We start from the raw sequence: 13,479 nt of genomic DNA, 5'->3' as shown, positions 1-13,479 counted from the left end.
GATCAGCAGATCATAACAACTGGGTGGGTCAGATCTCGGTGACAATGCCGGGTCAGTTCTCAGTGACAATCAACACTCCAGGGCCTCTTCGACCCGCTTCAGCATGGTCCAGATGCCGTCGGTGCCGGGACGCCACTGGTTGTTGTGGCGAGACCAGCGCTGCCAAGTCTGGCCACCGCAGGCCTCTCGAGCCTGCGTGCAGCGGGGCTCACGTTGACCGGCAACGAGCTTGAGATGCGGCGCGGCGTAGAACATGTCGGGCGCGGCCTCGGGATACGAGGGCGGCAGGATGATCAGGATATCCACCTGGGCGACCTGATATTTACCTTCCGGCAGCGTGATCCCGGTGAGGATCACGCCCTTTTTCGCGCCTTCGATGACCTCGCGAACGGTGATGCCGCGCCCTTCGAGGTAGCGGCGATCCTGACGGGGCAGGAGACTCATGCCGCACCCCCTTCCGTGGTCTGGGGCACGCCGGTGAAGAAGTGTTCCAGGCCTGCATCCGCGAGGCAAATCAGATCGGTGTCGCCGACCAGGATGTCATCCTTGCCAGGGATCACCTGCCAGACGGCGAACTTGGCGGGATCTACCCCGGCCAGCTTCTTGAGCACGCGCCCGCTGATGACCTTGTGACCCCATTCGAGGCGCTTGCCATCGATGTCGAAGCGGAAGGATTTCGCGCTCGGGAAGACCAGGAAGCGCTCTACCCGGCCGGGGCGCAGATCCGTGGTTTCCTCGAGGCGCAGTTCCTCGAGTTCACCGTTGCGCAGCACCTGGAACACCAGGTGTTCCTCGGCCTTGCGGAAGCCGGCCCCCTCGATGATCTTGCGGCCGGTGGGCGTCGGATCGTCGATGACAGCGTCGGTGAATTTCAGATCGTGGTCCCCGACCTTGACCTTGTAGGGGCCGTGGTCGCGGGGCTTGCGTCCGGCCTTCAGGGCGGCCAAGAGATCTTCGATTTCGATCTGTTTGGTAGTCATGGTAGTAATCCTCTTATTACCTGCTCGACGCCCGCAGCAGGCGCCTTCAAGGGTGTATGCGCGGCACAAGAGGGTTCGCGTTCGCAGCCTTCAGATTTTTTTTAGATTTTCTTGACCGCGGTAGATCGCTGCGTGCGCATATACATTTGAAGAGCAGCGAGGACGGCGATTGGCATGGCGAAAGATACCCCCCAGGAGTTCCATACTCTCAAGGAATTCAATGACGAACTGGACCTTCTCTTCCGTGATGATGTCGCAGTCCGGAAGCTCCTTCAGAAGGCGCGGAACTGGTGCATTCGGAACAACCGGGCCGGCGACGAAGAGGAGGTACTTCAAGAGGCCGTCATGAGGGTGATGAAAAGCGAGATCACCGGGACGCGCCAATGGCCCAAAGGTGTTGCGCTTATCGACTTTCTCTCCGGTGTGATGAGGAGCATCGCATCGGAGCGCCCCAAGATCGGGTTTCGCAAGCACACCGACAAGGACATGGAAGCCGCGAAGGACATTGCCTCGTCGTGCAACCAGGAAGGTCAGCTCTTCGAGAAAGAGTTCATGGCCCGCTTTATGGCGCTCTTCGAGGGTGATGACGATGCACAGCTATATCTGCTGGCTCTGGAGGAAGGGCAATCGAAGTTCGAGATCATGACGGGTCTCGACTGGAATGAAGGGGAATACAACACGGTGGTGCAGCGGGTCAAAAGGACACGCAACGCCCACCCGGAAATGAAAGATATGCTCAATGGCGAAGGATAAGAAGACTTTTCAAGATCGCCTGGCGGAGGAAATCGACGAAGCTATCACGAATGCTTCTGACGAGGATGTTCGGAAAGAGGCTGAAGAGGCCGGGGAGGACATTGCTGCTTTCGGCGATCGCATGAGGGCTTGGCTGGAGACCGCGAAAGACGAGGTCGCCGAAATGGCAATGAAGGAAGCCAAGGCTGCGGCAGAAAAGGATCGTGCGACGCGCAACCAGAATGTTGTCTCCATGCCCCAGCGTAGGCCAAAGAGCCGACCCGACAGCTTCATGCCGGATACGGTGGCCGCGCGCCATGGAAAGAAGCTGTCCGAGAGAGACAGAAAAGCGATCGAGAAGGACTTGGAAGACCTGTTTGACGATGACGCTTGGCCCGACAAAAAGGGAGATGATGAATGACCCATTCTCCGCGTCGTGCTGAGGAGATCCTCCAGGCTTTGCGCCTGAAGCGACCGGAAGACATCAACCTTGAAGCCATTGCCTGGCTTCAAGGTGCCAAGGTCGACTACCGGGAAATGAACGGATGTGAGGCTTGCATCCATGGTCGAGCCGACGTCGGCCGCGCGATAATCGCCGTGAACGACGCGCATGGAAATCTACGGCGCCAGAGGTTTTCCCTCGCACACGAACTGGGGCACTGGGAATGGCACAGGGGAGAACATCTGTTTTGCGCCAAAGAGGATATCGGGGGTAGCAAGGGGCGGGAACGAGGAATGTCCCGGGAGAAGGGCGCCAACCGGTTCGCCTCAGAGCTGTTGATGCCGGAGTTCATGCTCAAGACCGCACTGAACGACTTCCGGAAATTCGATATGAGCACCGTCCGTCTTCTTTCGGACGCTTTTTCTGTCAGCAAGACGGCCATGGCGTATCGCTTGGTGGATCTGGATTTCGAGCCGAGTCTCCTGGCCTCCTACAGCCGCGACGGCCTCAACTGGTTCAAGAGATCGAAGAGCGTCGGGGAGCGATGGTTCCTGCGTCGATCACTCGACCCACAGAGCAACGCTCACGATATCCTGCACAAGGGAGTCCGTGACGACATCTCGCTGTCTCTTATGGACGCGGACACCTGGTTCGATACAGAGGGCGCCGATCGGTATGAGCTTGCTGAGCAATCGTTCCGTGTGGGTGACGACGAGGTCATGACATTGCTGGTCCTGAAGAGCGAATACATGATGGCGCGGTGAAGTTGGCAGCTTCCAACCCGCTAACGCAAAAACGGGAAGATGAGTCAATCATCTCCCCGCCTCCGTATTTCTCCCGCCGATCCCTGGGAAGAACGATATCCCCGCTTATCGGGAGGCCTCGTTCAACGGCGCGGCTCGGACCCACTTGACGTGCCCTAAGGCACTCCAAGCTTTATCTTTAAAGACCGCAGGGCGTATGTGCGGTCTGTGATTGAGATGTAGGTAGCAAAAAGGCCACTTCAAGTCAAGGTTTTCCACCTCTGCGCCTCTTGCGGCGCGCTCCTTTCGACTTCTTGGCAAGTTCCCGATCGAGAGGGCTGAACAAGCTCATCCCGCCGACCACAGCGAGCCCGTTCTCAACCAGGCAATTGGCACAAGTCGAGAGCGAAGCACCACTCCCGATTAGATCGTCGACCAAAAGAAGATCGTGACCAATGAAGTCCTTGGCCTCCTCAGCCATCCGCCATGGGTGAAAGTATTGCCTGACACGGACATTGACCTCCTTCATCTGGAAGGTTTTTCCCGGCGGGGCTGTTGAGAGACGGCCGAGCTGGCTCTTGAAGGCCTTGATGTCGCTCTTTGACACAGCACCGCTGTCCTTCAGGGTCTCGGCTTCCTCCAGGACCTCGGCGACAGTTCTCTTGTGGACAAGGGCCACCGGGACGTGGTCCACCTCCAGAAAGCTTGCAATCTTGGACGCCAGGTCGAAGCTCACCGAATGCCTGGAAGGGATGGAGACGACGTGGGTTGGTTTCCACGGGCATGTCCAGGCTCGAAATATCTCGCCTGCCGTTTTCCACATGATCTCCTTGCCAGCTTCGTCAATCGCATATCCATTCAGTTCTTTGAGGGCGTAGATGAGAGGATTACCATCCGCTTCGATGGTTGAGAGGCGACGACGCCGAAAAAGAGAAAAGACCTGCAAATCGTCCACTGTCATAACAGTCGGATTCCCGGACAGAGACATATCGACCCCGTCATTGTGCCTCAGGTCGATACTGACATCGAGAACGGTATCTTCGCCTTCTTCGATCCTCTCGGTAACTACAATTCCCACGTAAATATGACTTTCTGTTCCTCGGCGAGTTCTCGATAGATGATACAGCGGTAGCTATGAATGCCTGGATTCACAGCTTGCTCCGCACCTCCCGGAACAGCGCCTTGATCTCACCCACGGCTTTCGAGCTCGGCCGGTCGAATTCGGTGATCGCCTGCCCGGAGATCAGCGCCTGCATGAACGCCTTGCGCTGGCCAAGCCGCGCCTTCGCCACCAGCACGTCCGGATAGAGATCCTGCAACACGGCGGCGGTGTCATCGCCTTCGGGTCCAACCGCAGCCACCTGGCTCAGAACAAAAATCCCCGGCCGGCCAGCCTGCGCCATGATCTCAACCGTGCCCGCAGCTGCCTTGATGTCAAAAGGCCCAGGTCGAATAGGAATGACCACCAGGTCCGCCGCACGGATCGCCGCATCAATGGTGCCGCCCGCGTGGGGCGGCGTGTCGATCACCACATAGTCCGCGCCATCCTCTTGCGCCTGAGAGAGATAGGCAGAGAGATTGCCGGGCATGGCCTGCAAAACGATCGGATCCTCGACCTCGCGGAGCTGCGCCCAGTCCGCGACAGATCCCTGGGGGTCGAGATCCAGCAGGATCACTTGGGCGTTCTTCTTCGACTGCATTGCCTGAACTGCAAGATGAATGGAGATCGTGCTCTTGCCGGCGCCGCCCTTCTGTGTGGCGACCGCGATGATCTTGGTTTTCCGGCTCATTCTTTTGCCTTCTCGTCTTTGTCGGCCTTACTGAGATCCTCGGTCATCCGGTAGGTGCCGTATTCCCGAAGCATCTGCACGACAAGAAGTTGCCCGTTCTCCGCGAGCCAGTCGAGAAAGCCCGGCTCCGGGGCATCACGAAGCGTCAGCTGAACACCGGACCCGGTTCGCTTGATTGTGCCGACGGGTTTGTCATGTGAGGGCACCCAGATCTCGTCACCGGACAAGGTCCTGGGCTCGGCGGGCTTGTGATTGACCTCCGACCGGAAGGCCGCGTCGTAGAGATGAGAGAAGCGGGCATCAGGCCCGCTGAGGCGGCCATCTTCGGTGTTGGCAGCTGCCAACTCCTCACGCATCCGGGGAAGCGCTGTCTTGTCGCTCGCCATGTGGGCCACGAGCTTCTCCCATCGGGGGCGTCCGATCCCGGGTGCCTTGCCAATGAAAGACAGAAAGTCATCGGGGACGCCCCGTCCGATCTTGAGATATCGCGATCTGTCTGTCTTTCCGCAGGAGAAGGCGGTGTCGATGTCTGCGGCCGCGAGTCCAGCTTCATCGACCATGCGCGCGGCGAGCTTCGCGCGTTCGATATAGGTCAGGTCTTCGCGGGCGATATTCTCGATTGCCTGCCCCATGACGAGCGAAGCGTCATCGAGGTCCTGGATCTCGGCGCGCACATTGATCCCGGCAAGTCGACAGGCCGCGAGGCGCCGCCGTCCAGCGACGATCTCGTATTCACCCGGCTTATCAGGATGCGGCCGCACCAGGATCGGCACCTTCTGTCCGGCCTTGCGCAGGCTCTCCGCCAAAGTGGCAATCTCTGCTTGGCTCACGTCAATGCGGTCCTCGAGGCCGCCAGCATGAACCAAGCCCGGATCAAGTTCTGCGATCCGGCCTGCCACGGGTCCGGCGTTGGCAGCTGCCAACCCGTCTTTCCTGGATTTCGCGGCCAGGTCCCGCGGGGAGCTCTTACGTGCGGCCATGGGGCGTTCCTTCTCTGGATGCAGGGGCCGCGTCAGCGGCCGGCCTGCGGATCGGCTTGTTTCTTGGCCTGGCGCACCTGCGGCATCACGGCGTTGCAAACCGAGGCAGAGGGGCAGCGGGCAAAGGCATTGGTCTCGCAACAAGGTGGGGCATTAAGCGTGTCACCGCCAAGACCAATTAGGACAGCCTCGGGGATCGGTCTGCTCGTCGACCACCGACTACTGTTTGCTACCTTAACTTGGCGGACGCACGCTCCTGCTGCGCCTCCGTTCTACAACCAAAGGCCGCTGTTTTCTGACCGGTTCTGCGACCGGCTCTGGGGACACGTCACCAGCACAAAGAAGACCTTCCCTAAGTCTGTTTTCGGCGCTCTTGCTTATGCGCCCGAGGCGATGATGCAGCCTTTCAGTATCCGCCTCGGGCACGAGGAAGCGCCGCCGCAAATCGAAGCGCGTCGGAATGTCGAGCTTGGCTTCGGCCATCTCGACGGCCTCTCCAATCGCGAGCTCATGCGGCGCCGGACACGCAGTCTCGATCGGGCCACCCCAGGCGATATCGAGAAATTTCCGCCCAGCCATTGTCCGAGTGCTCACGACAATTCCCGGACGCGCAGTCGACTTGGTGAAGCCAGCGCGCCGGCTCGGAAGAGCGCACACCACAAGATCGCCCGCCACGAGATCGACAGGACGACAGCCTGGCTCCTGGAACACCGATTCAGCATCAGCCACAGGCGCGTTTTCGGTTTCCTCTGTTTCCTTGGCGACGCTGGGCTTCGCGGCGGGAGTGTAGAATGGTTTGTCATCGACCAGGATCAGCAGATGCTCGACCGCTGCCGTGGCCTCTTCGTTGGCCGGCATCGTGAGCGAATACTGCCGGCCGAACGAGATGATCCGAGCTGCAGCGTCCTTTTCCTCAAGGGCTTCGCAATCATTCCAGGGATAGGCCGCTGGAGCCTTGCGGCCGGAGATGGTGGCTTCGAACACGATCTCGTCGGTCTCGGAGTCCCGGAGTTGAACGGCCGAGATCTCCCGCCGATCGGTCAAGGCCACCTCGACGTCGAGAGCCGTCTGCAGAGCGGTGCGGTTGCCCACGATGACCGGGAAATCGAACCGCCTGTCGCGGCCGACCTCAATCCCGTAATCCACGGAGTCCAAGAGGTCCTTCAGCTCCAGAAGGCCGTGATCCGAATAGTGCCGGTCGATGGTCGTGCCCTCGAGGTGGCCGAGGATCCTCTGGCGAGTGCCGGTATCGATGCCCCGGCTCAAAAGCTTGGAAGAAAGCGTGCGCCGCATCGCGTAGATGTCTTCACGTGCGTCGTGGAGCTTCAGCGTCTTCAGGAGGTTCCGCAGGCGGTCGCCGAAGATCTGGGAGCGTCGACCGTGGCTTTTGTCGGGCTGGATCTCCGGAAAAAGCCAAGTTTCCCCGAATTTGCGTTTCGCCACGATCCACTCCCGAAACCCCAGTTCGAGAAGGATCTCTGGAATCGGCAGGACGCGCCGGGATTGTTCGTTCTTCAGCACGGCATCCTCTTCGTCTCCGACGAAGAGACAGAGGATCCCGTCGCGGCGCACCACGTCCGGCACCGCGGCCTGGAGGATTTCCTCTGGTCGGACGCCCATCGTGATCATGATGAGCGGGACCCAGTAGATCGCGTCCCGGATGATGATGCGTTTGCGCGCGGTGGCCTTCCGGCTGCGCTGCTTCGGTGACGATGTGCCGAGATAGATCGGCGAGCGCAGGAGCCGCGACACGTGCTCGAGCGACCAGGACATTCGCCGCTTCGGGCGCGACACGCGTTTCGGAAGCTTGCAAGTTGTCTTCTGAGACTTGTGCCAGGCACGCAACCTGTTCTTCAGCTGCGCGTGGGAGGGAACGACGCGATCGTCGTCATCCACATCCCGTCCGACACGTTTCCGCCCGAGCGCGGCTCGGAATATTCGATTGAGCATGTCACGCTGGACAAAAAGGTATCCGTCGGTGAGCCGCGGTATCAGTTCCAGCACAAGCTGGCGGCGCTTGTCCGGCATTGACAGCGTGTCGAGACTCAGGATTTCCTCCAGCAGTTGAGCGTCTTTCGCATCTGCGTCGCGGATCTCTTGCAAGGGGCACAAGTCCTTGCCACTCTTCTCATGCCTGTTCCGGCCGTGGCCTTTTCCCCAGCCCTTCGGTAGCATCCATACATTGAAGAGGAACTCGAAAGACTGCTCGAGCACGATCGATGCCATGGGCACGTCGCCGAAATACGCCAGGGCGAGTTTTCCGATGACCCGGATCTTGATCTCCACGTCGTGCGGGGCCTCTTCGCAGGCTTTCTCGATCGCCTCCGACAGCAGCATGGGCGGCTTCATCGCCTCCCGGGTCGGCGCCAACCCATGATCGATCAGTAGGTCGCGCCCCGCATCGAGCGGGTCATCGAAGTCCCGCTCAACGCGGGAGCTCAAGTCGTTGAGGCGCCGCAGGAGGGATAGCACTTGCCGGGCAACGGCGGGGGCCTCGACAGCAGCGGGATCGAGACCGTTCTGCCGCGCGATATCTTCCGCGAACCCGGAGGCCACCGACCAGTCCCGGGCGCGCTGGGCGTTGCGGATACGGCTCGTCTCTGCGTCGATTCGGCGGAGGCAGGCTTCGGAGTTACCAACGGACGTGTCGCTTTCCTGGCGGGCGATCATCGCGGCCACGGCACGCCGCACCATCTCTTTTAAAATCGCCTGAACCCGGGTCTCGCTGACCGGGCTGTCCTGAAGTTCTTCGAGCACCTGCTTCTCTCCTGCCTCGACTGCGCAGAGCAGGTCGACCGACCGCTTTACCGCTTCGGAGAGAATTTGGGTGCGCAGCGAGACAGACAGAAAAGCGGGCGCGCCGAAACAGCGGATTTTTTCGGGCCAGCGCCGCCGGAAGTAGAAGATGCCGTTTCTGCGGACGAGGTGAAGCCCCCACTTTCTCGACGGTTCACGCGTTCTATAGCGCGCAGGATGTGAACCAGTTTGTGAACCACCGCGACGTGGAGACGGGAGGCTGGCCGCTTGATCAACGGCTATCCCATTGGGAAGTATGTAATTTTTCGTGGTCATTGGCTGGGGTGGTAGGATTCGAACCTACGATACACGGTACCAAAAACCGATGCCTTACCGCTTGGCTACACCCCAACTTGGCGTGGGTGTTAAACCGAGGCGCTTTGGGGTGCAAGACCCGTCGATGAAAAATTCCGCCGAAAGTTTATGATGGGCGGTGTGGCGGCTGGCAGGGGACCGGATGTGGGCCTTGGCGGGGCGGCTGCGGGGGCCGGTCAGTTCAGAATTTCGTCGGGGCCGACGCCCCAGATCGCGGCCTTGGGCACCCAGCCGTCATACCCGCCGACCTGCAACTCGCACCATGTTGGCTGGCATTCCTCGATGCGGGCAATCACGCCCAGCTCCAGCTGGGCGGTGACCAGGGCATTGGGGTCGGGCGTTGCGCGCATCTGCAGCATGTCGCGCTCGACAATCACGGTGCGCACGCCCGACAAAAGAGAATAATGCATCCAGCCGCCCGCGCCGTCGCGGTCGCGCACGCGGCGCCAGTGGCCATGCTCGGCGGTGATTTCCAGAGGCGTGTCGCGCCGCTTGAAGATCCAGTCGATGCGGTGCGTCCGGCTGGGCCCACGCCGGGCGTTACCCTCGGCGGCCTTCATCGACACGAAGCGGGGCAGGGGCAGGTTCGTCACCGGCCCCCGGTCCTGCGCGGCGGCGGCAAGGGGCAGCGCGGCGCAGAGCGTCAGCGCGATTGAAAGGTTGGATATTCTGCTCATGGCCGGAAATCTGTCCGTTCTCGTCTGCGGGGTTCTTGTGCCTCGCCCGTTCCTGCGCCACCATGACACCAGAGCGCGGAATATGGAAGATCAAGGAGGCGTCCCATGCCATCTCAACGTTTGAGTGTCGCCCTGACGCGGCGGCTGCCGGACCCGGTCGAGGCACGCCTGTGCGAGCTGTTCGATACAACGCTGCGGGACGATGACACGCCGATGACGCGCGAAGAGCTGACAGAGGCCGCGCGCAACAGTGATGTACTGGTGCCGACGCTGACGGACCGGATCGATGCGGGGCTGATCGGGCAGGCGGGTGACCGGCTGAAGCTGATCGCGAACTATGGCGCTGGCGTCGATCATATCGACGTGGCGACGGCACGGCAGCGCGGCATCCTGGTGTCCAACACGCCGGGCGTGTCGGCAGATGATACCGCCGACATGACCATGGCGCTGATCCTCGCCACGCTCAGGCGCATCCCCGAGGGGCTGGCGCTGATGCAATCGGGCGAATGGGCCGGCTGGTCGCCCACGGCGCTGATGGGCGGGCGCGTCTCGGGGCGGCGCCTAGGCATTTTGGGCCTTGGCCGGATCGGGCAGGCGGTGGCGCGGCGCGCGGCGGCCTTCGGGATGCAGGTGCATTATCACAATCGCAAGCGCCTGCGCCCCGAGACCGAAGAGGCGTTGGGGGCCACTTATTGGGAAAGCCTTGATCAGATGGTCGCGCGGATGGATGTGATCTCGGTTAACTGCCCGCATACGCCCTCGACCTTTCATCTGATGAACGCTCGCCGCCTCAAGTTGATGAAGCCCGAGGCCGTGATCGTGAATACCTCGCGCGGCGAGGTGATTGACCAGAATGCACTGACGCGGATGCTGCGCGCCGGTGAAATCGCGGGGGCGGGGCTGGACGTCTACGAGGATGCGGCAAATCCGCGCCTTCGCGAGATGAAGAATGTCGTCCTTCTGCCTCATATGGGCTCGGCCACCGTCGAGGGGCGGATCGAGATGGGCGAGAAGGTGCTTCTGAACATCAAGACCTGGGCGGACGGGCATCGCCCGCCTGATCAGGTCGTTCCGGCGATGCTGTGACATGCGCTGGCTGATCGCCCTGGCGTTTGCCGCCTCCACGGCGACGGCGCAGCAAGCCGCCGATACGGTCGCGCCCGAGATCGGCGCGTTCGAGGTGGAGTCGGCCCAAGGGCCGGTCACGGCCGATGACTGGATGATCGTCACCGCGCATCCGCTGGCCAGCCGGGCCGGCGCGCGCGTGCTGGGGCAGGGCGGGACGGCGGCGGATGCCATGATCGCGGCCCAACTGGTGCTGGGTCTGGTGGAGCCGCAAAGCTCGGGCCTTGGCGGCGGCGCTTTCCTCGTCTGGTGGGATGCCAAGGCGGAGGCGCTGACCACGCTTGACGGGCGCGAGACGGCGCCGCAGGGCGCGACGCCGCTGCTGTTCCAAAACGAGGCCGGTCAGCCCATGGGGTTCTTCGATGCCGTGGTCGGGGGCCGCTCGGTCGGGGTGCCGGGCACGCCGATGCTTCTGGGCGAGGCGCATGCGCGCTGGGGGAGACTGGACTGGCAGGACCTTTTTGCCGAGGCGCTGGATCATGCGCGCGAGGGGTTCGAGGTCAGCCCCCGCATGGCTGCCTCGATTGTGGCCAATGCCGACACGCTGGACCGCTTTGCCGCCACGCGCGATTATTTCCTGCCGGGCGGCCGGGCGCTAAAGGCTGGGGACCGGCTGCGCAACCCGGCCTATGCGCAGACGCTGGAAATCTTTGCCGCCGAGGGTCCCGCGCCATTCTACACCGGCGATATCGCGCGCCGGATCACCCGCGCGGTACAATCGGCGCCCGGCAATCCGGGCACGCTCGGCCTGCTGGATCTGGCGCTCTACACGGTGAAAGAGCGCCCCGCTGTCTGCGCACCCTATCGCGGCCATGAGGTCTGCGGGATGGGGCCGCCGTCGTCCGGGGCGATCGCCGTGGGGCAGACGCTGGGCGCGCTGGCGCAATACGATCTGGCGGCGCTTGGACCGGGCGCGCCCGAAGCGCGGCGCCTCATTGGCGATGCCAGCCGCCTCGCCTTTGCCGACCGGGGCCGTTATGTCGCCGACCCCGATTTCGTGCCGGTTCCGACCGAGGGGATGTTGGACGCGGGCTATCTCGCGCAGCGCGGCGCGCTCTTGCAGGGCGATGCGGCGCTGACGGATGTGGCGCCGGGCGCGCCCGAGTTCGACCACGCGCTAAACTGGGCAGATGACATCCCGGTCGAGATACCTTCGACCTCGCATATTTCGATTGTCGATGGCTACGGCAACGCGCTGTCGATGACGACAACGATCGAGAACGCTTTTGGCTCGCGCCTCATGGCCGCCGGGTTTCTTTTGAACAACGAGCTGACGGATTTCAGCTTTGCCAGCCATGAGGGTGGCGTGCCCATCGCCAATGCCGCCGCGCCGGGCAAACGGCCGCGTTCGTCTATGGCGCCGACCATCGTGCTCAAGGACGGCGCGCCGCGCCTTGTACTGGGCAGCCCCGGTGGCAGCCGCATCATCCCCTATGTGACGAATGCCATCATCGCCTATTTGGACTGGGGAATGGATGTGCAGGCGATCACAGCCATGCCGCATGCCGTCAACCGGTTTGGCACCTACGATCTGGAGCAGGGCACGAGCGCCGAGGCGCTGGCCGGACCCTTGCAGGCGATGGGCTATGAGATTGAGCTGCGCGGTCTGAATTCAGGCCTTCATGCCATCGCGATCGGCGAGGCGCTGACTGGCGGGGCTGATCCGCGCCGCGAGGGGCTGGCCATCGGCGACTGAGGCCCGCGTCGCCATAGGGTTCGAAGCGCGTTACCTGCCGCCAAACTGCCGCGCGCATATCTCGAAAATGCCCGGTTTGCCCTCCAAAATCGCACCCGTCATGAGTGATGCGGAGATGCAGACATGAACTATTTCGCCGTCGGATTCGGTGTCGTCGCGCTGGCCGCATTGGGGGCCATCGACTATGCCAATCAGGCCAGCATCGCCGGTGCCGCCCCGAGCGGCTATTCGCCCGGCGCTTATATCGCCAGTTTTTCCGGGCGGTTCGGGGATCGCTGTGTGGCGGGCAACGGCGCAGATTTGCCGGGAGGCAACCCGGATAGCCGCGCCGCAGGTGCCGAGGTGTTCCTGCCGGATGCGCCCGAAAGCTGGACGCGAAGCGCATGGATCAAGCCTGACGGCAATTCACGCGTCGCTTCGGGCACGGCCGCCGGCATTCAGGGCTGGATCTATCAGCGTGGCGACGCGACGATTGCGCTCCGGGCAGAGCATGTCGCTGCGGGCGAGGATTGCAACCAGTCGCGCTGGTTCTTTGGCAAATTGAAGAAGGTGGCACAGACGGCTGGCACCGGCTGGGCCGTCATTGACGGCGCCGCCTATGGGCGCGCCGCAGATCGCCTGGATGCCGATGACCCGGTCATCATGCAATTTGGCGCAGAGTATGATTCGTATGAATCCGTGATCGGGTTCGACGATATTGTCCGGATCCGCGTCGTCAGCACTGCTCCCGAGGCCGATCTTCGCGCCCTTCTGTCTGCGGTCGACTATGACGGGCTGAATGGCCTTCTAAGCGATCCGTTGCCGTATTTCGGCAGCGCCGCACCTGATCTGCCGGTCGGTGTGCAGGCAAAAGTCGCCGACGTCTTGCTGGGGCTGCAGGCGGGTGTGGCCCTGGCAGACGGCGGTGCAGACCGCGACGCGGTCATGGCGGCGCGGCTCAGTGTGTTGCTGGCAGGCCGTGATGCTGGATCAGGTGCAATGACCGAGCACGCGTTTACCGATCTCGTGCCAAGCGAGTTTGCGCCCGTCGATCCCGCAACCGGCCCCGCTTCGGAGGGGGCATCCAAACCCAGCCGCCTGACTCTTTCGGGCGGCAAGGCCTGCCTCGACGGCTCGGCCAGCCGTTTTTGCCGCGATTGAGGCTGCGCCCCCTTGGAACATGTGCCGCGCTGCGCGAAACTGTGGCCTGGGATCGGCGGAGCG

13 protein-coding genes and 1 tRNA gene are annotated in these 13,479 nt (G+C 62.2%); 6 read left to right on the top strand and 8 right to left on the bottom strand.

Annotated elements, in window-relative coordinates:
• Positions 1–69: 69 nt before the first annotated feature.
• Both ACEWPL_RS17745 and ACEWPL_RS17740 read right to left on the bottom strand, forming a co-directional pair.
• Positions 70–444, bottom strand: coding sequence for an E2/UBC family protein (locus ACEWPL_RS17745; protein ID WP_393928762.1), 375 nt, complete (start codon positions 442–444; stop codon positions 70–72).
• The gene (locus ACEWPL_RS17740; RefSeq protein WP_393928764.1) at positions 441–980 is read right to left on the bottom strand and encodes a multiubiquitin domain-containing protein; all 540 of its coding nucleotides are present in this window, start codon (positions 978–980) and stop codon (positions 441–443) included. The genes ACEWPL_RS17745 and ACEWPL_RS17740 overlap by 4 nt, the downstream gene beginning before the upstream one ends.
• A 174-nt stretch (positions 981–1,154) precedes the next feature.
• On the opposite strand from ACEWPL_RS17740, the gene ACEWPL_RS17735 reads away from it, so the two are divergent.
• From ACEWPL_RS17735 to ACEWPL_RS17725, 3 genes are read left to right on the top strand one after another with little or no spacing between them, the layout of a single operon-like run.
• A complete protein-coding gene (locus ACEWPL_RS17735; protein WP_393928766.1) occupies positions 1,155–1,733 on the top strand; it encodes a hypothetical protein in 579 nt (192 codons plus the stop codon).
• On the top strand, positions 1,720–2,133 hold the full coding sequence (locus ACEWPL_RS17730) for a hypothetical protein (RefSeq protein WP_393928768.1): 414 nt from the start codon (positions 1,720–1,722) through the stop codon (positions 2,131–2,133). The genes ACEWPL_RS17735 and ACEWPL_RS17730 overlap by 14 nt, the downstream gene beginning before the upstream one ends.
• Positions 2,130–2,918 carry an ImmA/IrrE family metallo-endopeptidase gene (locus ACEWPL_RS17725; RefSeq protein ID WP_393928770.1) on the top strand — a complete coding sequence of 263 codons (789 nt, stop codon included), beginning with the start codon at positions 2,130–2,132 and terminating at the stop codon, positions 2,916–2,918. The genes ACEWPL_RS17730 and ACEWPL_RS17725 overlap by 4 nt, the downstream gene beginning before the upstream one ends.
• A 244-nt stretch (positions 2,919–3,162) precedes the next feature.
• Here ACEWPL_RS17725 and ACEWPL_RS17720 read toward each other — a convergent pair whose 3' ends face one another.
• The 6 genes from ACEWPL_RS17720 to ACEWPL_RS17695 all read right to left on the bottom strand — a co-directional run bounded on the left by ACEWPL_RS17720 (position 3,163) and on the right by ACEWPL_RS17695 (position 9,455).
• Positions 3,163–3,975, bottom strand: coding sequence for a phosphoribosyltransferase (locus ACEWPL_RS17720; RefSeq protein WP_393928772.1), 813 nt, complete (start codon positions 3,973–3,975; stop codon positions 3,163–3,165).
• Positions 3,976–4,045: 70 nt separating this feature from the next.
• On the bottom strand, positions 4,046–4,687 hold the full coding sequence (locus ACEWPL_RS17715; protein ID WP_393928774.1) for an AAA family ATPase: 642 nt from the start codon (positions 4,685–4,687) through the stop codon (positions 4,046–4,048).
• Entirely contained in the window at positions 4,684–5,667 is a 984-nt protein-coding gene (gene repB / locus ACEWPL_RS17710) for a plasmid partitioning protein RepB (protein WP_393928776.1), read from the bottom strand. Before repB ends, ACEWPL_RS17715 begins: the two co-directional genes overlap by 4 nt.
• Positions 5,668–5,901: 234 nt before the next feature.
• Positions 5,902–8,739 (bottom strand): tyrosine-type recombinase/integrase, encoded by a 2,838-nt coding sequence (locus ACEWPL_RS17705; protein ID WP_393928778.1) that lies wholly within the window; start codon positions 8,737–8,739, stop codon positions 5,902–5,904.
• Positions 8,740–8,814: transfer RNA gene (locus ACEWPL_RS17700), tRNA-Gln, on the bottom strand.
• Positions 8,815–8,954: 140 nt separating this feature from the next.
• Positions 8,955–9,455 (bottom strand): SH3 domain-containing protein, encoded by a 501-nt coding sequence (locus ACEWPL_RS17695; protein WP_393928780.1) that lies wholly within the window; start codon positions 9,453–9,455, stop codon positions 8,955–8,957.
• A gap of 105 nt (positions 9,456–9,560) precedes the next feature.
• On the opposite strand from ACEWPL_RS17695, the gene ACEWPL_RS17690 reads away from it, so the two are divergent.
• The 3 genes from ACEWPL_RS17690 to ACEWPL_RS17680 all read left to right on the top strand — a co-directional run bounded on the left by ACEWPL_RS17690 (position 9,561) and on the right by ACEWPL_RS17680 (position 13,416).
• The gene (locus ACEWPL_RS17690; RefSeq protein ID WP_393928782.1) at positions 9,561–10,541 is read left to right on the top strand and encodes a 2-hydroxyacid dehydrogenase; all 981 of its coding nucleotides are present in this window, start codon (positions 9,561–9,563) and stop codon (positions 10,539–10,541) included.
• A gap of 1 nt (position 10,542) precedes the next feature.
• Positions 10,543–12,276 carry a gamma-glutamyltransferase gene (gene ggt, locus ACEWPL_RS17685; protein WP_393928784.1) on the top strand — a complete coding sequence of 578 codons (1,734 nt, stop codon included), beginning with the start codon at positions 10,543–10,545 and terminating at the stop codon, positions 12,274–12,276.
• 123 nt (positions 12,277–12,399) lie between these two features.
• Entirely contained in the window at positions 12,400–13,416 is a 1,017-nt protein-coding gene (locus tag ACEWPL_RS17680; RefSeq protein ID WP_393928786.1) for a hypothetical protein, read from the top strand.
• The last annotated feature ends 63 nt before the right edge of the window (positions 13,417–13,479 follow it).

The sequence above is a fragment of the Roseovarius roseus genome (genome assembly GCF_043355935.2).
In the GTDB taxonomy this organism is placed as follows: domain Bacteria; phylum Pseudomonadota; class Alphaproteobacteria; order Rhodobacterales; family Rhodobacteraceae; genus Roseovarius; species Roseovarius roseus.
This window is presented reverse-complemented; position numbering and strand designations above follow the sequence as displayed.

Excerpts from the sequence above, each read along its gene's own strand:
- ACEWPL_RS17735 (WP_393928766.1), top strand. The coding sequence starts at position 1,155 with ATGGCGAAAGATACCCCCCAGGAGTTCCATACTCTCAAGGAATTCAAT.
- ggt (WP_393928784.1), top strand. The coding sequence starts at position 10,543 with ATGCGCTGGCTGATCGCCCTGGCGTTTGCCGCCTCCACGGCGACGGCG.
- ACEWPL_RS17730 (WP_393928768.1), top strand. The coding sequence starts at position 1,720 with ATGGCGAAGGATAAGAAGACTTTTCAAGATCGCCTGGCGGAGGAAATC.
- ACEWPL_RS17745 (WP_393928762.1), bottom strand. The coding sequence starts at position 444 with ATGAGTCTCCTGCCCCGTCAGGATCGCCGCTACCTCGAAGGGCGCGGC.
- ACEWPL_RS17715 (WP_393928774.1), bottom strand. The coding sequence starts at position 4,687 with ATGAGCCGGAAAACCAAGATCATCGCGGTCGCCACACAGAAGGGCGGC.
- ACEWPL_RS17690 (WP_393928782.1), top strand. The coding sequence starts at position 9,561 with ATGCCATCTCAACGTTTGAGTGTCGCCCTGACGCGGCGGCTGCCGGAC.
- ACEWPL_RS17705 (WP_393928778.1), bottom strand. The coding sequence starts at position 8,739 with ATGACCACGAAAAATTACATACTTCCCAATGGGATAGCCGTTGATCAA.
- ACEWPL_RS17695 (WP_393928780.1), bottom strand. The coding sequence starts at position 9,455 with ATGAGCAGAATATCCAACCTTTCAATCGCGCTGACGCTCTGCGCCGCG.
- repB (WP_393928776.1), bottom strand. The coding sequence starts at position 5,667 with ATGGCCGCACGTAAGAGCTCCCCGCGGGACCTGGCCGCGAAATCCAGG.
- ACEWPL_RS17725 (WP_393928770.1), top strand. The coding sequence starts at position 2,130 with ATGACCCATTCTCCGCGTCGTGCTGAGGAGATCCTCCAGGCTTTGCGC.
- ACEWPL_RS17740 (WP_393928764.1), bottom strand. The coding sequence starts at position 980 with ATGACTACCAAACAGATCGAAATCGAAGATCTCTTGGCCGCCCTGAAG.
- ACEWPL_RS17680 (WP_393928786.1), top strand. The coding sequence starts at position 12,400 with ATGAACTATTTCGCCGTCGGATTCGGTGTCGTCGCGCTGGCCGCATTG.